Annotated in this window: 18 protein-coding genes; 10 read left to right on the top strand and 8 right to left on the bottom strand. The window is 61.2% G+C overall.

The genetic code is table 11. The features are described from left to right. Positions 1-1101: 1101 nt before the first annotated feature. The 4 genes from G9Q84_RS12525 to G9Q84_RS12510 are packed head-to-tail and all read right to left on the bottom strand — an operon-like array spanning position 1102 to position 5695. On the bottom strand, positions 1102-2346 hold the full coding sequence (locus tag G9Q84_RS12525; protein WP_095184426.1) for an efflux RND transporter periplasmic adaptor subunit: 1245 nt from the start codon (positions 2344-2346) through the stop codon (positions 1102-1104). Further along, positions 2336-3799: a TolC family protein gene (locus tag G9Q84_RS12520; RefSeq protein WP_032889747.1), complete on the bottom strand. Its 1464-nt coding sequence runs from the start codon at positions 3797-3799 to the stop codon at positions 2336-2338. The genes G9Q84_RS12525 and G9Q84_RS12520 overlap by 11 nt, the downstream gene beginning before the upstream one ends. After that, positions 3792-4991 carry an ABC transporter permease gene (locus G9Q84_RS12515; protein ID WP_032889744.1) on the bottom strand — a complete coding sequence of 400 codons (1200 nt, stop codon included), beginning with the start codon at positions 4989-4991 and terminating at the stop codon, positions 3792-3794. The genes G9Q84_RS12520 and G9Q84_RS12515 overlap by 8 nt, the downstream gene beginning before the upstream one ends. Further along, positions 4988-5695, bottom strand: a complete 708-nt coding sequence (locus G9Q84_RS12510) for an ABC transporter ATP-binding protein (protein ID WP_032889741.1) — start codon at positions 5693-5695, stop codon at positions 4988-4990. Before G9Q84_RS12510 ends, G9Q84_RS12515 begins: the two co-directional genes overlap by 4 nt. A 359-nt stretch (positions 5696-6054) precedes the next feature. Between G9Q84_RS12510 and G9Q84_RS12505 the strand changes: the two genes are divergently transcribed. Then, on the top strand, positions 6055-6813 hold the full coding sequence (locus G9Q84_RS12505) for a TetR/AcrR family transcriptional regulator (protein WP_032889739.1): 759 nt from the start codon (positions 6055-6057) through the stop codon (positions 6811-6813). Positions 6814-6980: 167 nt separating this feature from the next. Here the strand turns inward: G9Q84_RS12505 and G9Q84_RS12500 are convergent, their stop codons facing one another. Together G9Q84_RS12500 and G9Q84_RS12495 are read right to left on the bottom strand one after the other, a co-directional pair. Next, positions 6981-8042, bottom strand: coding sequence for an FUSC family protein (locus G9Q84_RS12500; RefSeq protein WP_032890043.1), 1062 nt, complete (start codon positions 8040-8042; stop codon positions 6981-6983). A gap of 23 nt (positions 8043-8065) precedes the next feature. Continuing rightward, positions 8066-9682 (bottom strand): NADP-dependent glyceraldehyde-3-phosphate dehydrogenase, encoded by a 1617-nt coding sequence (locus G9Q84_RS12495; RefSeq protein WP_032889737.1) that lies wholly within the window; start codon positions 9680-9682, stop codon positions 8066-8068. A gap of 138 nt (positions 9683-9820) precedes the next feature. On the opposite strand from G9Q84_RS12495, the gene G9Q84_RS12490 reads away from it, so the two are divergent. The 3 genes from G9Q84_RS12490 to G9Q84_RS12480 all read left to right on the top strand — a co-directional run bounded on the left by G9Q84_RS12490 (position 9821) and on the right by G9Q84_RS12480 (position 13327). Beyond that, a complete protein-coding gene (locus G9Q84_RS12490; RefSeq protein WP_181643422.1) occupies positions 9821-10705 on the top strand; it encodes a Dyp-type peroxidase in 885 nt (294 codons plus the stop codon). Positions 10706-10770: 65 nt separating this feature from the next. Continuing rightward, a complete protein-coding gene (locus tag G9Q84_RS12485) occupies positions 10771-12135 on the top strand; it encodes an MFS transporter (RefSeq protein ID WP_181643421.1) in 1365 nt (454 codons plus the stop codon). A 70-nt stretch (positions 12136-12205) separates the two neighbouring features. Further along, positions 12206-13327: an MFS transporter gene (locus G9Q84_RS12480; RefSeq protein WP_032889729.1), complete on the top strand. Its 1122-nt coding sequence runs from the start codon at positions 12206-12208 to the stop codon at positions 13325-13327. Position 13328: 1 nt separating this feature from the next. On the opposite strand, the gene G9Q84_RS12475 is transcribed toward G9Q84_RS12480, so the two are convergent. Further along, positions 13329-13850, bottom strand: coding sequence for a DUF3087 family protein (locus tag G9Q84_RS12475; protein ID WP_181643420.1), 522 nt, complete (start codon positions 13848-13850; stop codon positions 13329-13331). 133 nt (positions 13851-13983) lie between these two features. Here G9Q84_RS12475 and G9Q84_RS12470 point away from each other — a divergent pair, with 133 nt between their 5' ends. Next, entirely contained in the window at positions 13984-14163 is a 180-nt protein-coding gene (locus G9Q84_RS12470; protein WP_032889724.1) for a hypothetical protein, read from the top strand. Positions 14164-14175: 12 nt separating this feature from the next. Then, the gene (locus G9Q84_RS12465; RefSeq protein ID WP_032889722.1) at positions 14176-14376 is read left to right on the top strand and encodes a DUF6021 family protein; all 201 of its coding nucleotides are present in this window, start codon (positions 14176-14178) and stop codon (positions 14374-14376) included. A gap of 45 nt (positions 14377-14421) precedes the next feature. Here the strand turns inward: G9Q84_RS12465 and G9Q84_RS12460 are convergent, their stop codons facing one another. After that, a complete protein-coding gene (locus G9Q84_RS12460) occupies positions 14422-14658 on the bottom strand; it encodes a DUF6555 family protein (protein WP_032889720.1) in 237 nt (78 codons plus the stop codon). A gap of 120 nt (positions 14659-14778) precedes the next feature. Here G9Q84_RS12460 and G9Q84_RS12455 point away from each other — a divergent pair, with 120 nt between their 5' ends. The 4 genes from G9Q84_RS12455 to tssC all read left to right on the top strand — a co-directional run bounded on the left by G9Q84_RS12455 (position 14779) and on the right by tssC (position 19008). Then, positions 14779-15603, top strand: a complete 825-nt coding sequence (locus G9Q84_RS12455) for an arylamine N-acetyltransferase family protein (protein WP_181643419.1) — start codon at positions 14779-14781, stop codon at positions 15601-15603. A gap of 249 nt (positions 15604-15852) precedes the next feature. Next, positions 15853-16890, top strand: coding sequence for a type VI secretion system protein TssA (gene tssA, locus G9Q84_RS12450; RefSeq protein WP_242461430.1), 1038 nt, complete (start codon positions 15853-15855; stop codon positions 16888-16890). A 38-nt stretch (positions 16891-16928) separates the two neighbouring features. Continuing rightward, on the top strand, positions 16929-17429 hold the full coding sequence (tssB, locus tag G9Q84_RS12445) for a type VI secretion system contractile sheath small subunit (RefSeq protein WP_032889715.1): 501 nt from the start codon (positions 16929-16931) through the stop codon (positions 17427-17429). Between the two features lie 79 nt (positions 17430-17508). After that, positions 17509-19008, top strand: a complete 1500-nt coding sequence (gene tssC / locus G9Q84_RS12440) for a type VI secretion system contractile sheath large subunit (RefSeq protein WP_032889713.1) — start codon at positions 17509-17511, stop codon at positions 19006-19008. Positions 19009-19017: the final 9 nt, after the last annotated feature.

The following is a 19017-nucleotide window of genomic DNA, read 5'->3' as shown; positions in this document are numbered from 1 at the left end:
CCCGATGGCGGTGTGTCAGTCACAGCTGCATAACTGACACACCGCCATCGGGAGCAAGCCCCCTCCCACAGTTTGATCTCCATAGATCAGATAGGCCTCACCTTGTCTTGGATCTGCTTTTGATTTGGCTCTTACATCCTTTGCGCAGACGAATTCAACGGTCTTTCGATCTGCGCTTTTGATTGTGATCTTAGGCGTCCCGTCAAACACGCTGGCCGAACGCAGGCTTTAATCCGTGGCTAACCCGGCAGGACGCCGGGTTAGCCGCGCTGGGCCATGGATGGCCCAGCGCGGTGGCCCACGGATTCAAGCCTGAGTGCGGGCACACCGAGCCTAGGCGGCTAGTGGTTCCGCTCTTACAGTGGGTCACTTTTGTAAAGGCCGGAATGCCGGGCATCGTGGTTGACGGGGCGATTTCAGATCAAAAGCAAAAGCGTGGCGGCCTGAGAGCCGACCGGTTCTTAAGTTGAACTCATTTCAAATGTGGGAGGGGGCTTGCTCCCGATGGCAGTGTGTCAGTTTATGCAGCTGTGACTGACCCACCGCCATCGGGAGCAAGCCCCCTCCCACAGTTTGATCTCCATAGATCAGATAGGCCTCACCTTGTCTTGGATCTGCTTTTGATTTGGCTCTTACATCCTTTGCGCAGACGAATTCAGCGGTCTTTTGATCTGCGCTTTTTGATTGTGATCTTAGGCGCCCCGTCAAACACGCTGGCCGAACGCAGGCTTTAATCCGTGGCTAACCCGGCAGGACGCCGGGTTAGACGCACTGGGCCATGGATGTCCCAGCGCGGTGGCCCACGGATTCAAGCCTGAGTGCGGGCACACCGAGCCTAGGCGGCTAGTGGTTCCGCTCTTACAACGGGTCACTTTTGTAAAGGCCGGAATGCCGGGCATCGTGGGTGACGGGGCGATTTCAGATCAAAAGCAAGAGCGTGGCGGCCTGAGAGCCGACCGGGTTCTCAGGCCCAACTCCGTCCAAATGTGGGAGGGGGCTTGCTCCCGATGGCGGTGTGTCAGTTTATGCAGCTTTGACTGACCCTCTGCCATCGGGAGCAAGTCGAACCGTCGTACCGCCCATCCCACAGGGGATCTCCATTTATCTTGAGGTCTTCACAAAGCCAGGCTTGAGGCCAAACACCTCAACCCCCTGCGCCGTCGATTGCCCGGTGGTCACTTTCACCCGCTCCACCGGCTTATCCATCGCTTCTCGATACTCCACCGTCATATCCGCCTGGATCGCCTCGCTCGGAATCACAATCGCCTGCGCATTGTTGTAGGTGATGATGGTCAACCGCGCACTCATCCCCAACCGCACCCGCTGCAACTGCTGGGGCGTCAGCTTGGGGATCGATAGCGTCACCGGAAACTGCGCACTGCCCTGGCTGTCACTGGCCATCGCCAACCCGCTGACCACACTGACTGAGCCAGTCAGCCGCTCGCCATCAAACCCATCGCCCATGACCTCCACCGCTTGGCCCTGATGCAATTGGTTGATGTCCAACTCCGAGACCTTGGCGACGATTTTCAGCCGTTCTATGTTCGCCAACCCGAACAACACCTGGCCTTGGCTGATCTTGCTCCCAACTTGGATGGGGGCGTTGGTAATGCCGCCGCCTTGAGGTGTGTTATTGCCAGGCGCGGGTACCACGATGCCGGAAAACGGCGCCTTGACCTCCTGGCCTTCGAGCAACGTGCGCAGGGCCTCGTATTTCACCGTAGCGTTGGTCAGTTCCATGTCGGCAATCTGGCGGTATTCGCCTTTGCCCTGATCGAGCGCCTGTTGCAGTTCGCTGCGGGCGGAGGCGAGGTCCAGCTGTTGCTGCTGGGCTTGCTGCTTTAGTTCGTCCAGTTCGTTGCGCGGGATGATGCCGCGCTTGAACAGGTTGTCGCTTTCGGTGAGTTTGCGCTGGGTGTTGCCGGCATTCATCTCGGTGGTGCGCAGACTGCGGCGGGCACGGCTGACTGCCGGGCTGCTCTCCCAGTCTTGCATCTCCTGCACGGTACGCCGGGCCTTGAGCTGGGCGGAAAGTGCGTCGCGCAGTTGCACTTGGAGGGTGGCCGGGTCCATGCGCAGCAGCACCTGACCGGCCTCGACCCGTTGGCCTTGTTCCACCAGGTTGGCCTGCACGTTGCCGTCGAACGGGGCGGTGAGGATGAGGGTGGTGTCGGGCTCGATCTTGCCCACCAGACCTATCTGGTGCACCAGCGGGTCGGGTTTTATGGCCAGCCATTGCTCGGCGGTACTGGCGGGACTGGAAGCAGGACTGCGCAACGCCAGCCCCGCTCCGACCAGCAGCAGGATCACTACAGCGCCCAGCAGGCGTTTTCGATTAGTAGTCATTGAGGGTGATTTCCCAACTTTCCAGCGTCATGCCCAGGGTCAAGTCGAGCTGGGTCTGGGCGTTCAAATAAGCGATCAGTGCATTGAGCTGCGCGTTTTCGGCGTTGCGCAGGTCGGTCTCGAAACTCAGCACCTGGAAGTTGGTGGAACGTCCGGCACTGAGCTTTTCCCGCTCGATCTCGATCTTGCGCCGTGACAGCTCCACCGCACGCTGGGAGATTTCATATTGGCGCCAACGGGTGCCGAGGTCGCGCACCACATCGTTGACGCTGCGCTCCAGTTCCTGACGGGCGTCGGTGATGCGGATTTCCTGATCCTCCACATTCACCCGCGCACGCACTTCGGCCTGGCGTGTGCTGATGTCGCCGATGGGGATCTGCACCTGCACCCCGGCGTAGCTGTCCCAGGTGCGGTTATTGCTGCTGCCGGCGTCGTTATTGTAGTTGTCGCGAATCTGGTTCGCGCCGGCCACCAAATCCACCTGCCAGCGCCCGGAGTCTTTGGCGATCACCAGGTCGAGGTCGGCCTGCTGGCTGCCGAGCAGGGCGGCGAGGTACTCCGGTTGCTGGGTTTGCGCCAGGGTGAAGGCCTGGCGCTTGTCGATCTGCATGGGCTTGGCCTCCAGGGCTTCGGTGGCGCGAATCGGCGTGGACAGGTCCAGGGCCAGCAGACGCAGGAGCGCCATGCGATTGGTATCGAGTTGGTTTTGCGCTTCTTCCACGCCCAACTGCTGGGTGGCGATATCGGCTTCGGTCTGCACGATTTCGAACTCGGCCATGCGCCCGGCGCTGATCAGCGCCTTGTTCACGTTCAGCAAGGTGTCGGAGCGTTTGAGGGCTTCCTGCACGATCAGCAGTTGTTCCTGGGCGCGCAGCAGTTCGCGGTAGGTGGCGATGATCTGGCTGATGGTCTGCGCCACGGTGGCCTTGAGGTTCAGGCGATTGGCCTGTTCCGACAGGCGTGACAGGCGCAGCGGCGCGGTGGTGGCGTCCCAGCCGGCACCGCGCAGCAGCGGTTGGATGATCGCCAGGTCCAGGCCGTCGCTGCGGTAACGGCCGGCGCGGTCGGCGTTGTTCAGTTGCTGGGTCCAGCCCATGCTCAGTCGGGTGCCGTACTCACTGAGCAAACTGGTGGCCGGCGCCACGTTGGTGTTGCGTGCGCTGTCCTGGGAACCGCGGGTGGCGCGGTAATAGCTGTTGAGGGTGAGCTTGGGGTTGAACACGTCTTCAGCGACCCGCAGGTCGAACTTCTGCGCCACCCGTTGCAGGTAGGCGCTGCGGATTGCCGGGTTGTTGCGCAGGCCCAGGTACACCGCGTCGCCAAGGGTCAGCGCGGTGACCTGGGCGTTCAACGACACGCTGCGGGGGCTGCTGGGGGCCGAGGGACGGATGACCACATCGGCCGCCACGCCGGGCAGGCTGATCAGCGCGAGCAACCAGAGCCATTTACTCATCACGCAGGGCCTCCACCGGTTGCAATCGCGAGGCCGAAACTGCCGGGTAGAGGCCGAAGAACAAACCCACCAGCAATGTACTGCCCACGCCGAGGGGCAGGGCGGCAGCCGCCAGCGCGAACTCCCAGCCCGACAGCCAGGCGTAGAGCCAGGCAGCGCTCATGCCCAGCACCGCGCCGCATAGCGCGCCGACGGCGGTGAGGGTCACGGCTTCGAGCAGGAACAGGTTGCGGATATCCCGCTGGCGAGCGCCCAAGGCCATGCGAATGCCGATCTCGCGGCGGCGCTCCGAGACGTTCATCAGCATCACGTTCATCACCCCCACGCCACCGCCCACCAGGGAAATCGCGCCGAGGGCCAGTAGCAGGTAGGCGAAGGTGCGGCTTTGCCGGGTCATGCCGTCGATCATTTGCTGGGGCACCTGAATGTCGACAGTGTGTTCGGTGAGCTGGGTCTGCAAGGCGTCGGCGGCTGCCCGGGCGATGTGCTCCATGTCCTGGCCGGGCGCGGCGCGGATGATCACATTGCTGATCTGCGGCGTGGCGTAGATACGGCGCATGCCTTCGGCGGGGATGAACAATGACTCGTTGGCCTGCACCGGCATCAGCATCGCCCGCGGTTGGTTGTGCAGAATGCCGACGATCAGGAACAGGTAGTCGTTGATGCGCACCCGGTCGCCCAGTTGCACGGGATCGCCCGGCGCCCCGAGTGCCTGGGCGACCTGGTCGCCAATCACGCCATAGGTTTCGTTGGCGTCGTAGCTCGACAGAAAACGCCCTTGTCGCAGTTCCAGGCGCATCGTTTGGGGAATCTCCGCTGTGCCGCCGACGAAGTTGGCGTTGGCTGTGCGGCCATGGAACACGATGGGACCGCTGAACAGGCTGAGTGCGCCGATATGCGCGATGCCTGGCACGGCCTCGCGCACCGCTTGCAGGTTGAGTGGGGTACGCATCGGCACATTGTTGTTGCCTTTGGGCGGGAACTGCACCACCAGGGTGTCGGTGCCCATGTCCTTGAAAATCATCGCGGCATCCACTGCCGCGTTATGGCCGATATTGATCAGTGCTACCACCGACGAACTGCCAATCACGATGCCCAGCAGGGCCAGAACCGAGCGCTTGCCAAGGGTGCGCAGGCTGATGAAGGCTTCATGCAGCAATTGGCTGAGGCTCTGTTCGACCCGCAGGCTCATAGGCGACCGACCTCGTGCACCACGCCGTTGCGCACCAGAATCTTGCGTTCCAGTCGCTCGGCGATAGTCGCGTCGTGGGTGACGATGATCAGCGTGACCTGTTGCTCGCGGTTCAGCGCCAGCAGCAGGTCCATGATGTCCTGAGCGGTGCTGCTGTCGAGGTTGCCGGTGGGTTCGTCGGCCAGGATCACCGAAGGTTTGCCCACCAGCGCGCGGGCGATAGCAACGCGTTGGCGCTGACCGCCGGAAAGGTCGGCGGGGCGATGGTGAGCGCGGTCGGCCAAACCCACTTGTTCGAGCATGCGCAGGGCCTGCTCCACCGATTCGTGGCGCGACACACCGCGATAGCTCAGCGGCAAGGCGACGTTGTCCAAGGCGCTGAGGCGCGGCAGCAGGTTGAAGCTCTGGAACACAAAACCGATCTGCTGGTTGCGGATCGCCGCCAGTTCATCCGGAGTGGCGCTGAAAATATCGTGGCCCGCAAAGTGGTACTGGCCGCAGTTGGGCAAGTCCAACAGGCCAAGAATATTGAGTAGGGTGCTTTTACCGGAGCCGGACGCGCCGAGAATGCCGCAGCTGTCACCGCGGGTGATGGACAGGCACACGTCATTGAGAATGGACAGCTCTTGCCCGGCCAACTGATAGCGTTTGCCGATGCCTTGCAGGGAGATCAAGCCTGGGTGCGCGGGGGTATCTGTCATCATGACTACGCCTGCAGTCTCGACGCTGCCGTCATGTCCCCCGGTAAATCCTTGTAACAAGTTCGGGAGTTGTCAGGTACGCGTCACGGACTGGTTTTATTTCTTGTTTTTAAAATATTGTTTGAATACTAACCGTGTTCCCAGCGCTTCGCCAGCCATGGATGTAGAGCGGTTTTACCCTTTGAAACGATTACATAAGACGGTGTGAGGGGCCGCCAAAATTGCCCGGATCACCCTCAAAATGCCCGCTGGCCAAGGCTTTGAATCGTATGGCGGTGTATCCCCACTTGCTTTCGACCGGCCGCCCCGGTATAAAAAATCAAATTATTTTTTAAAACAATATTTCCGCCGTGGAACCCTTTATGGTCGCGAAGAAACTCAGCGCTCCAAACATTACCAAGACTCGATTGCTGGATGCGACAGAGGCGCTCTTTATTAAGTACGGTTATGACGCAGTGTTGTTACGGCAGATTACCGAGCGAGCCCAAGTAAACCTGGCCGCTGTGAACTACCACTTCGGGGACAAGGATTCCCTGATGAAAACCCTGCTGATGCAGCGCCTGGAACCGCTCAACGAGCAGCGCCTGGAACTGCTGGCGCGCTGCGAAGCCGAGTCTGATGGCCCACTCGATTGCGATACCCTTCTAGGCGTGCTGTTCGCCCCGGCCATGGGCCTGGAGCGCAGCGATCCGGCCAGTGCGAGTGGGGAAGGGCGTTCGTTCATCCGTTTCCTGGGTCGTGTGTACAGCGACACCTCACCGTTCATCCAGGAATACCTCAAGGTGCATTACCAGCCGGTGTTCCAGCGCTTCTTCGAAGCGTTCGCCCTGGCCTTGCCAGATCTGCCGCGCAATGAGCTGGGCGTGCGCCTGCAATTTGCCCTCAAGGCGATTTCCGGGGTGATGGCCGGCACCGAACTGCGCCTGCTGATGAATTCCATGAGCCTGGGCCGCCCGGCGACGGATGCCGAAGTGATGGCCAAATTGATCACCTTGGTCTCGGCGGCGATTCGTGTGCCGCAGCAAAGCCCGGAAGCGGAAACCGCGTTGGCGAAGGTGCTGGATACCCAGCGTGCCATTCGTGAGCAAGCGGCCGCGCCCGCTGCCAAGGCCTCGCGTTAAGTCAAATCCCAGGCAAAAAAAAGCCCGCTGGGGCGGCGGGCTTGATGTACAACGTTTGTAACGGATGAGGCTTCACCCTACGTCCCGGGATGTGAATAAAACGTGAAAAATATGTAGGAGAAAGTGTGAAGGTGTAGATGCTGGGTACACGTCAACGGACCAGCTTTCTAGATCTTCCAGCGCCCGGCGCTCTTAGCCAGCCGCTGGCGCATCCCATCCACATTCGCCGCCAATTGCACCGTCAGCAACCGATAACCGTCCAACGCGCTGTAGACCGGCGTATCCAGCGCCGGCTCGCTCACGCCGGCATGGCTTGGCCGCTCCAACCGCTCTGTCACCCCCGACTTCAGCGCCCGCGCCATCCCCACCAACTGCACACGAATCTGCCGGTGCTCGGCCTTCAACATCATCTGCATGCGCGCAGTGGCCTGTTCATCTCGCGGGTCCGGCCGCGTGTTGCCGAGAATTTCCAGGGTGCTGATGCACATGCGCAGATGCCGCTGGATCGCGTCCAGTTCGGTCATGGAGATGCGCACTTCCTTGGACACCGACGGCATCAGCGAGCGCAGTTGCACCATCGCGGCATTCAAGCGGTTCAACAATTTGAGGTGTTCATCATCGGTGACCGATTGGCCGTTGATGATCCTGCTGTAAATCGCCGCACAGTCGCGCAAAGCACTGGCCAGGTTGTAGCGCCACGAGTACACGGCATACAGCGGTAGGGCGAAGGAAAACGCCAGGGCCAGCACGATGCCAATCAGGATATCGACCGTGCGCCACAAACCATCCGAGATCGGATTGTCGCCGTGGCCGGCGACGATAAACACCGTGATCGCCGACAGCAGGGCGATGTATCCGCCCTTGCCGATGGCGTGATAGGAAAAGAACCCGCACACCACCGACATCAGCAAATAGGTCAACAGCGGCAGACCGAAGTAGGCCTGTTGCACCACCAGCAACAAGCCGACGCTGGCGCCGATCAAAGTACCGTAGGCGCGCTCCACGGCTTTCTTGCCGATATTGCCGTGGTGCTGCAAACCGCCGATCACGATCAGCATGGTCACCGACGCCCACTCACCGTGGGGCAGGTTGATGCCGGTGGTCAGCAGGATCGTCGCCAGCAAGCCAATGGACACGCGCACGGCGTGGATCAGCTTGGCATGGCGATAGCGACGGTACGGGTCGAGCAACGGGCGCAGCAGGCGCCGGGCAAACATAGGCAAATGCAGGTTAATCAACTGCTCGCGTTCCTCTAGAAAATGTAATCGGTGGTCAGGAAGCTCGAATCGCGGTTGCGCAGGATGTCGCTGACCAGCGCCTTGTTGCTCTCCTGGAACTTGGTGGCCACCAGGGTGCGGATCGAGAACACCCGCAAGGCGTCATGTACCGACAACGTGCCTTCGGCCGAGTTCTTGCGCCCGTTGAATGGGAACGTGTCCGGCCCGCGTTGGCATTGGGCGTTGATATTGATCCGGCCAACCTGATTGGCAAAGGTGTCCACCAGACGCCCGACTGCCACGGCGTTGGTGCCGAAGATGCTCAATTGCTGCCCGAAGTCCGAGTCGAGTACGTACTCGATCACCGTCTCCAGATCGCGGTAAGGCACGATCGGCACCACCGGGCCGAACTGTTCTTCGTGGTACACGCGCATCTGCGGGTTCACCGGATACAGCACGGCCGGGTAGAAAAACGAACCACGGCTGGTGCCACCGTTGGCATTCACCACCTGGGCACCGTGTTGTTGAGCATCGGCCACCAGATCGTTGAGGTAATCCACCTTGCCCACTTCCGGCAGCGGCGTCAGCGACACGCCGTCTTCCCATGGCATGCCGGGCTTGAGTGTCGCCAGCTTGGCGTTGAATTTCTCGATAAAGCTGTCGACCACATCCTCATGCACAAACAGGATTTTCAACGCGGTGCAGCGCTGGCCGTTGAACGACAACGAACCGGTGACGGCCTCGCTGACGGCATTGTCCAGGTCCACCTCGGGCAACACGATGCCGGGGTTTTTCGCGTCCAGGCCCAGTGCAGCACGCAAACGGTGCGGCTTGGGGTGCAGTTTTTTAAGGTCGCTGGCGGCCTTGTTGGTGCCGATAAACGCAAAGATATCGATCTTGCCGCTGGCCATCAGCGCGCTGACGGTTTCACGGCCACTGCCGTAGATCACGTTGATCACTCCGGCCGGGAAGCTGTCGCGGAACGCCTCCAGCAGCGGGCGGATCAGCAGCACGCCGAGCTTGGCCGGTTTGAACACCACGGTGTTGCCCATGATCAACGCCGGGATCAGCGTGGTGAAGGTCTCATTGAGCGGGTAGTTGTAGGGGCCCATGCACAGCGCTACACCCAGCGGTACGCGGCGGATTTGCCCGAGGGTGTCCTGTTCCAGTTCGAAGCGGCTGCTGCGACGGTCCAGTTCCTTGAGGGCATTGATGGTGTCGGTGATGTAGTCGCAGGTGCGGTCGAACTCTTTTTGCGAGTCCTTGAGGTTCTTGCCGATTTCCCACATCAGCAGCGTCACCACGGCATCGCGCTGTTCGCGCATACGGCGCAAAAACGCTTCGACATGCTGGATACGGTCCGCCACACGCATGGTTGGCCATTCGCCCTGGCCCCGGTCGTAGGCGCGCACGGCGGCATCGAGGGCGGTGAGGGCGGTGTCGGCGTCCAGCAGCGGCGTGCTGCCGATCACCACACGGCTGTCGCCCAACTGCACCGGGCTCTGCACCTGGGCCAGCGGGCCGTTCCACACCTGCAACTGGCCATCGACCAGGTAATCACGCTGTTCAATGGGCGCTTCAAGCCGGAATTGCTCGGGAATATCGGCCACGGACGTTGGAAACAGCTGGGCGAGCAGGTTGCTGGTGGTCATGTCGCTACCCCTGGAATAGTTTCAAAACATGACTAGAGAGTCACCCAACAGAGGGCTCTATGGCAAGGCTTGCGCGCTTTCTCCTACGCACGATGACGTACCGCGGGTAAACTGCGCGCCTTTCTTGAAGGAGTTCACATGAGTCACTACCAGCCGGGCATTCTTGCCGCACCGGTGCCTTTGCAGGCACGCCATCTGTTTTTTGCCGTGCAAACCCTTGAAGCCGTACCGGCCGCGTTGGACGCGCTGGTGCAACTGGTGGATTCGGCGGCAGTGGTCGGTTTAGGTGAACCGCTGGTAAATGCACTGGGCACGCACATCGATGGTCTGCGCCCATTCCCGGCGGTCAGCGGCCCGGGTGCGAATAATCCGTCCACCCAGCAGGCACTGTGGGTGTGGCTGCACGGTGTGGATCGCGGTGAACTGCTGTTGCGCAGCCGTGCCTATGAAAAGGCCCTGGCCCCGGCGTTTGGCCTGGTGCAGTCAACCGAAGGCTTTCGCTACAAGACCGGTTTTGACCTCACCGACTATGAAGACGGCACCGAAAACCCCCACGACGACGCCGCCGTTGACGCCGCGCTGACCGACAGCGGCGCCAGCTTCGCTGCGATCCAGCAATGGCAGCACGATCTCGACGGCTTCGCCGCCTTGCCCGCCCAGGAGCGCGACCACATCATCGGCCGCCGCCATGGCGATAACGAAGAGCTGGACGACGCCCCCGAATCCGCCCACACCAAACGCACCGCCCAGGAAAGCTTTACCCCGGAAGCCTTCGTGGTACGCCGCTCGATGCCGTGGGCCGAGAACGGTCAGGCGGGGTTGATGTTCCTCGCGTTCGGCCACTCGTTCGATGCTTTCGAAGCACAACTGCGCCGGATGAGCGGGTTGGAAGACGGGATTGTCGACGGGCTGTACCGCATCAGCACGCCGTTGACCGGTGGTTACTACTGGTGCCCGCCGGTTATAGGCGGGCATTTGGACCTGAGCGCGCTGGCGAACATGAAATTGTCGACAGGCAACTGATCCGCGGCTGAAAAAAATCAGCGCTGCCCTTAATCTGGCAGCCTTATCACCCGCGTGGATCGTTCATGTCTTCTGCCGCCGATGGCCTGCCTCTCAACAAACGCCTGCCTGCCGTGATCGCGATCTCCCTGGGGATCGGCATGGCGACGTTGGACACGGCCATCGTCAACACCGCACTGCCGACACTGGCCGAAGGGATTGGCACCGATTCCGCCTCGGTGATCTGGGTGGTCAACGCCTACCAGTTGGCGATTATTGCCACGGTGCTGCCGTTTGCGTCGCTGAGTGACGTGCTGGGGCATCGCCGTGTGTACCTTGGCGGGTTGCTGCTGTTTATCGTCTCGTCGCTGTTTTGCGGGTTGGCAGGTTCGCTGGAGACCCTGACGGCTGCGCGGGTGGTGCAGGGGCTGGGGGCGGCGGCGATCATGAGTGTGAACACGGCGTTGCTGCGGCATATCTACCCGTCGAAAATGCTTGGGCGCGGCCTTGGTTATAACTCGTTGGTGGTGGGGTTGGCCTTTACCTTGGGGCCGACCGCCGCCTCGGCGATCCTGTCAGTGGCGACCTGGCACTGGCTGTACCTGATCAATGTGCCGCTGGGGCTGTTGGCCCTGGCACTCGGCGTGCGTTCACTGCCCGTTCTCCCCATCACCGGGCATGCGTTTGACCGGCTGGCGGCATTGTTATGTGCCGGTTTGTTCGCCTTGTTGGTCTTGGGCCTTGGCACAGCGGTGCACGGCGCTCAAGGCGCACTGACCCTGGGCTTGATTGCCGTGGCGCTGCTGTGCGGCACCTTGTTGCTGCGTCGCCAGGCCGGTCATCCGGCGCCGATGCTCGCCTTGGACCTGTTCAAGCGGCCGGTGTTTGCCTTGTCTTCTCTCACTGCGATCTGCGCCTTCAGTGCCCAGGGCCTGGCCTTCGTGTCGCTGCCATTTCTGCTGCAAGCAGTGCTCGGCCATAGCCAGGTGGAAACCGGCTTCCTGATGACGCCGTGGCCTGCCGTGGTGGCGGTGATGGCACTGGTCGCCGGGCGCCTGGCCGACCGTGTGTCCCTGGGCCTGCTGTGCGGCATCGGCCTGCTGATGTTGAGCCTGGGCATGGCCGCATTGGCGACCTTGGACACCGGCGCGTCGGCCTTCGATATCGGTTGGCGCATGGCCTTGTGCGGCGCCGGTTTTGGTTTTTTCCAGTCGCCCAATCTCAAGGCGTTGATGACCAGTGCACCGCTGGCGCGCAGCGGCGGGGCCAGTGGCATCGTGGCGATTTCGCGCTTGTTGGGGCAGACGCTGGGCGCCTCGCTGGTGGCGTTGTGTTTCCACCTGTTCATGGCCAGCGGCCCGCACTCTGCGTTGTGGCTGGGCTGCGCATTTGCGCTGGTGGGCAGCGTGGCCAGCGGTTTGCGTTTGCTGCCCTATGGGAAAAAGACGTGACGGGGCGTTGTAAAGCGCGGTTCGCTAAGGCTACCGTGGCGACCTGAATATTTCGGGATGTTTCAGATTTATGTCCAGTCAGGCCCAACGCACTGCCGACACCACCTCCCGCCGCGCCGCGCTGACCCTGGCGTTGTGCCTGCCCAGCGACGTGTTGCTCTACCTGCTGTTGCCCATGGAATCCCAGGCCTTTGGCATTACCCTGGCCCAGGCCGGGGTGTTGCTGGCGGCCAACCGCCTGGTGCGGATTTTCGGTTACCGGCATGTGTTGAATTTCTATGCGCGCAACGGCGATCGCCTGACCTGCATGATCGCCGCCGGTGCCGCTGCGCTGTGTGCCCTGGGCAATTCGGTGCTGTCCGGCTTCGCCGCGTTGCTCGGGTTGCGGCTGGTGTGGGGCCTGTGTTTTGCCGCGTTGAACCTGTCGACCCAGGTATTGGCCACCGCTGAGCCAGAGGGCGCCGCGCGCCGGGCCGGGCGTTCGCGGGCCTTGATCGCCTGGGGACCGATGCTGGCGTTGCCGTTCGGTGGTTGGCTGACGCTGTGGGCCGGGCCGCGTCCGATCTTTGTGATTCTCGCCGGTTGCTGCCTGATAGGCCTTTGGATGGCGCGCGGCTTGCCCAGCGCCGGACATGATTTGCACAGCACACCAGGGCGTCGCTTCAAGTGGCCGGACAGCGTGGCACTGTGGTCGTTTATCGAAGGCGTGGCGCTGGACGGGCTGTTTATCTTTGGGCTGTCGATCCAGGCCCAGAAAATTCTCGGCGGCGATGCGGTGCTGATTGCTGGTGGCTTAATGGCCCTGCGCTACGTCTCGGAAATGCTTCTGAGCCCCCTGGGCGGTCGCGCGGCGCAGCGATTTGGCGCCACCGCCATGTTGCTGCTGTTTTCGTTCTTGAGTGCCCTGGCCTTGAGCGCATTCGGCAGCTATTGGGTGATCGTCGGCGCGGCTGCGGTGCTGGTGCTGCGCGCATTGCAACTGCCGCTGGTGACTACCTTGGTCGCCGAGCGCAACCCCGGTTCGATGCGAGTGTCGGCGCTGGCGTCCAATGCGGTCTGGCGCGACATCGGCGCTGGCCTGGGGCCGCTGCTGGCGGGTCTGCTGCTGCCGGTGGCGTCGGCGCCGCTGGTGTTTGGCGTGGCGGGGGCGGCGATTGCGGTGAGTGCGTTGTTCTGCTGGCGAGGCAGATGATTTAAACGCTTTTCAAACCGTCCAGCCACGCGGGGTCGAAACGGGTCTGTTCGGTGTCGATTCCCAGCGTCTGCATCCTGGCTTTATGCGCGTCCATTTCGCCTACCAGTTGCGCCTGGGCGCTGGAGTTGGCGTCCAGTGCATGCATCTGCGTCAGCCCCAGGTGATAGAAACGCAGCACTTTCATGGCCGTCGGATCATTGGCCTGCGCACGTTCGGTGACGGTGTGCATCACATTGGTCACGCGCATCAGCGTGCGCTTGAGCTGCCAGCCGTACACCGCAGCGGCCAGCCACGACTTGGACCAGAACGGGCCGCGCACCAGGGCGACGGTAATCAGCACCCCCGCGAACACACCGCCGACATTGAAGCGAAAGTTATCACCGCCGGGTTCGCCGAACAGCATCACCGCCAGGGTCGACAGCAGCATGGCCAAGGCCATGAACAGCACGGCCACGATCAACGTGCTGCGGCGGGTCTGTTGGCGGTAGGTGACGGGGTCGCAGGGTTTGAGCTCGAACATCCGGTCCAGGTCTCCAGGGCGGGTAGGGGGTGGCATCTTCTCATGGTCAGCGGTCAGCGGTGGGGCAATCAAGTTGAACCATGATCTGTGGCAGTTTCTCTAAACGAATGTAGTCCCTTTGAGGTGAACCACCATGCCCGAATACAAGCAACCACCGCCCGGTACACCCGACCCTGATCGCACACCCGGTGAAGAAGAGCGCGACAACGATGCCTTGCGCCCCAATGACCCGAAAGAGCGTGACGACCATGATGATGTGGAGCGCGTCGAAGAAGACTTGGAAAACCTCCACGACAAAGCTCGCCCGCTCTAACAGGAGACCATGATGAACAAGCGCTCGGATGGGCCCCCCTCTAACGAACACGCCAGCGGCAAGGATGAGCTGGGATTTGACCCCGACTCGCCGGATGTGGCTGATCCGCAGGTTGATCCGGTAGGTCCGGCGATTGCCCCGCTGGATAAAAAGGACAAGGACGAGGCGAAAAAAAAGCCGCCCTACGATCCGTTGGGCGACTTAAAGAAATAACAGCGTAATAGGTAATCAGGCCCCGCCATTGAGCGGGGCCTTCGTTTATTTAGGTGGCGTCCAGGAAACGTCGGTAATCCCGAACTTCTCCGCCCAGGGCCGGGTGGTTTTTTTCACTTGCTCGTGGCCAACGCGGCCGATACGGCTGACATGAGCAATGTCGGCATCGACCGCTGCCCAGTGCCAGGCCTCGGCGTTATTCATCACTTCGGCACGCACCACAAAGGACTTCGGTTGACCGTGCAGTTGGTAGTGGATGGTGTAGATTTTTGCGGTACTCATGTTGCCTCCCTGTCTTGTTATAGATGGAGGCTGAAGCGTTCAAAAAGGTTCATTCAAAATGACAGTTTGCATGTGAACGCGGCATAGTGACGCACTCTTACTGCGCCCAAGGACCGTGCCATGACCCGCCTCAACCATAGCCATCTGTACCTGCAGCGCCTGGGATACGATTCGCCGCCACCGCCCACCCTGGCAACTCTGCGGGATCTGCAACTGCGCCATGTGTGCACCTTCGCCTTTGAAAGCCTGTCGACCCTGCTGCGCCTGCCGGTGCCGATCGACTTGCCCAGCGTCGAGCAAAAGGTGTTGTTCGATGGCCGCGGCGGCTATTGCTATGAGTTGAACCAGATGTTCCTCGCGCTGCTGCAGGAACTGGGTTTCGAGGCCCGTGGCATTACCGGTCGGGTGGTGATGGGCGGACCGCCGGACGCGCGCACGGCACGCACCCATCGTTTGAGCCTGGTGACCCTGGACGGGGTTCGTTACATCACCGATGTAGGCTTTGGCGGCATGGTGCCCAGCAGTCCGTTGCAGTTGGACACTGAGGCCGTGCAGGCCACCGCCCATGAGCCCTATCGCCTGACGTTCAATGCAGGGGAGAACAGTTACACCTTATGGGCCGAAGTGGCCGGGGAGTGGCGTGGTTTGTATGTGTTCGACTTGCAGGTGCAGGGAGCCATCGATTACGAAATCGGTAATTGGTATGTCTCGACCCACCCGAACTCGCCGTTCTTGGGCCAATTGAAAGTCGCACTGCTGGCGCCCGGCAAACGCCATACCTTGAACAACGCGCATTACGCGATCCATTTCCTGGATCAGCCCAGCGAAAAACGGCTGCTGAACAACGCGCAAGAGCTAACGGCCTTGCTGAGGGACACCTTCGGTATTCGCGTGCCGGTGCAGCCGTCACTGGCTCAAGCAATGGCCGGCGGGTGGCCGACCTAAAGCCAGGCGACGCCATTTATGAGTGCGCGTTCTCTGTTCACAAGCGCTGCATTCGCAGCTTAATCCTACGCCCCGCAATGACACTGCCTGCATTCTCGTGTGGTCCCATCGCTATATAAATCCGCCCACGCTGAATATTTTCGGCAGTAGGCGTAGCGCGGGGGCTCCAACAGGCTCAGTTTTCTGAACCGTTGGATTCGACGTCCCGACTCGCGGCTCTACTGCCAGAGCCATTTGCCCGAGGGACACATGATGGGGTCGCCCACCGAAGCTCAACCACTGGATTTCACCCTGTTGTGCTTGCCCCTGAGCGAGGCCGATGGCGGTGGCCAGAACTTTGAATATTCGGCGCAATTCTTAGAACTTGAAGAAGAGGCACTGGGTAAACCCGAGGTTCAGTACGGCGACACCGTTACCGACGCCATCGAGCCGAACTGGAAGCGCGTCATGGCCCTCGCACTGCCGATGTTGGAGCGTAGCCGCGATTTGCGCCTGGCCATCTGGGCCACCCGCGCCGAACTCAACGTGCACGGCATCGCCGGCCTGTCGGCTGGCCTGGGGCTGGTGCAGGGGTTGTTGGAAAATTGCTGGGACGGGCTGTACCCCAGGCTCGACCCGGAGGATGGCCATGACCCGCTGTTGCGCATCAATGTCCTGGCGTTCCTATGTGCCCCCAACGGCCTGGTACGCGACATGTTGGATGCGCCGTTGATCAACGCACGAGGCATCGGCGCGGTCAGCTTGAGAATGATCGATCTGGCGATTGTCGAGCACGGCGGCGAGGGCAATCACCCGAGCCTGGCGATGATCGAAGGGGCGCTTGTCGATGCCAATGCGCAACAGCTACAGGCCATTCACCTTGCGCTGACCCAGGCGTTGGCGCACAGCCTGCAGATTGAGCAGTGGCTGACGGAAAAAGTCGGCGTAGGTCGCGCCATCGACCTCAATGGACTGGTCGCTCCACTGCGTCGCGCCGCTGAAATAGTCCGCCGGTTCTTGCTTGAACCTGCGCCAGTCGAAGCGGCTGCCGCCACTGTTGCTACCTCAGAGGTGGCCGCACCGCAGGCACTGTTCGGCGAGATCCGCAGCCGCGAAGAGGCGCGCCAGGTCATCGATCGGCTGTGCAGCTATTTTCATACCCATGAGCCCGCGAGCCCGGTGCCGTTCCTGCTGCAACGGGCAAAAACACTGATCGACAAGAATTTCATGGAGTTGCTGCAAGACCTGGCGCCCGATGGACTTGCGCAACTGGCGCAGGTCAGCGGCATCCGCACCAACGACAACTGAACGTTCATCTATCCACTCCACTCACCGGAGCCAGTTCCGTGGCCAAAGAAAGTAGCCAGAAGTTTATCGCCCGCAATCGTGCGCCGCGCGTCCAGATCGAATACGACGTGGAGATCTACGGCGCGGAAAAAACCGTGCAGTTACCCTTCGTGATGGGCGTGTTTTCAGACCTTTCCGGCAAACCGGCCGAGCCTTTGCCGCCGGTAGCCGAGCGCAAGTTTCTGGAAGTCGATGTGGACAACTTTGACGAACGCCTCAAGTCCATGAAGCCCCGTGTGGCATTCCAGGTGCCCAATACCCTGACGGGCGAGGGCAACCTGCCGGTGGAGATCACCTTTGAGAGCATGGACGACTTCTCCCCAGGTGCAATCGCCAACAAGGTGCCCAGCCTTAATCAGTTGTTGGCCGCGCGCCGCCAGCTGTCGAATCTGCTGACCTATATGGACGGCAAGGTAGGGGCCGAAGAATTGCTGGCCAAAGTGCTCAGCGATCCGAGTGTGATGCAGGCCCTGTGCGCGGCCCCCCAACAACCCGACTAACTGAATGACCGTGGTCTCTGCCGGCGCCTCGTTTGCCCCGGTATGGGGACGCTGTTGCCCATAATTCAAGGATACCGTCATGTCCACTACGCAATCGGAACAACCCGAACAGGGAGCTCCGGCCACGGCATTCGACGCCGGTGACTTCGCCAGCCTGCTGCAAAAAGAATTCAAGCCCAAGACCGACAAAGCCAGGGACGCCGTGGAATCCGCCGTGCGCACCCTGGCGGAACAGGCGCTGCAAGGCACGCAGGTGATGTCCCATGACGTGCTCGGCACGATTGAAGGCCTGATCGCCAGCCTCGACCAAAAGCTCACCGAACAGGTCAACCATATCCTCCACCATGAGGAGTTCCAGGCCGTGGAAAGCGCCTGGCGCGGCTTGCATTACCTGGTCAGTAACACCGAGACCGACGAGTCCCTGAAGATTCGGGTGATGAACATTTCCAAGCACGAAGTGCATAAGACTCTGCGCAAGTTCAAAGGAGTGGCCTGGGACCAGAGCCCGATTTTCAAGAAACTGTATGAAGAGGAATACGGCCAGTTCGGTGGCGAGCCCTATGGCGCCTTTGTCGCTGACTACTACTTCAACAACAGTGCGCCGGACGTCGAGCTGTTGACCCAGATCGCCCGTGTCAGTGCCGCCGCGCACTGCCCGCTGATCACCGCCGCTGACCCCAGCGTGATGCTCATGGAGTCCTGGCAGGAACTGGCCAACCCACGTGACCTGACCAAAATCTTCCAGACCCCGGAGCACGCGGCGTGGCGCAGCTTGCGCGCCAGTGAAGACTCACGCTACGTGGGCCTGGCCATGCCGCGTTTCCTGGCTCGTGCCCCTTACGGTGCCAAGTCCAATCCGGTGGAAGACTTCGATTTTGAAGAAACCACCGACGCCGCCGACGCCAAGGATTTCACTTGGGCCAACGCGGCTTACGCCATGGCCGTGAATATCAACCGTTCGTTCAAACACTATGGCTGGTGTTCGCAAATTCGCGGCATCGAATCCGGCGGCGTCGTGGAGGGCTTGCCGGTGCATACCTTCCCAACTGACGACGGCGGTGTGGACATGACCTGCCCGACCGAGATCGCCATCAGCGACCGGCGCGAAGCCGAGCTGGCCAAGAACGGCTTCATGCCTCTGGTGCACAAAAAAAACAGCGATCTGGCGGCCTTCATCGGCGCCCAGTCCCTGCACAAACCGGCGGAGTACGACGACCCGGATGCCAGCGCCAACGCCAACTTGGCAGCGCGTCTGCCGTACCTGTTTGCCACGTGCCGTTTTGCTCACTACTTGAAGTGCATCGTGCGCGACAAGATCGGTTCATTCAAAGAGCGCGACGATATGCAGACCTGGCTCAACAACTGGGTTGGCCGCTACGTGGAGCACAACCCGGCGACCGCGACCGATGCCGATAAAGCGCGTAAGCCGCTGGCGGGGGCCGAGGTCGTGGTGGAAGAAATCGAAGGCAACCCCGGTTACTACAGCGCCAAGTTTTTCCTGCGTCCGCACTACCAGCTTGAAGGCTTGACCGTGTCCTTGCGGTTGGTCTCCAGGCTGCCTTCAACCCAAGCGTCATAACCCCGTTGT

Source organism: Pseudomonas sivasensis, assembly GCF_013778505.1.
Classification (GTDB): Bacteria; Pseudomonadota; Gammaproteobacteria; order Pseudomonadales; family Pseudomonadaceae; genus Aquipseudomonas; species Aquipseudomonas sivasensis.
This window is presented reverse-complemented; position numbering and strand designations above follow the sequence as displayed.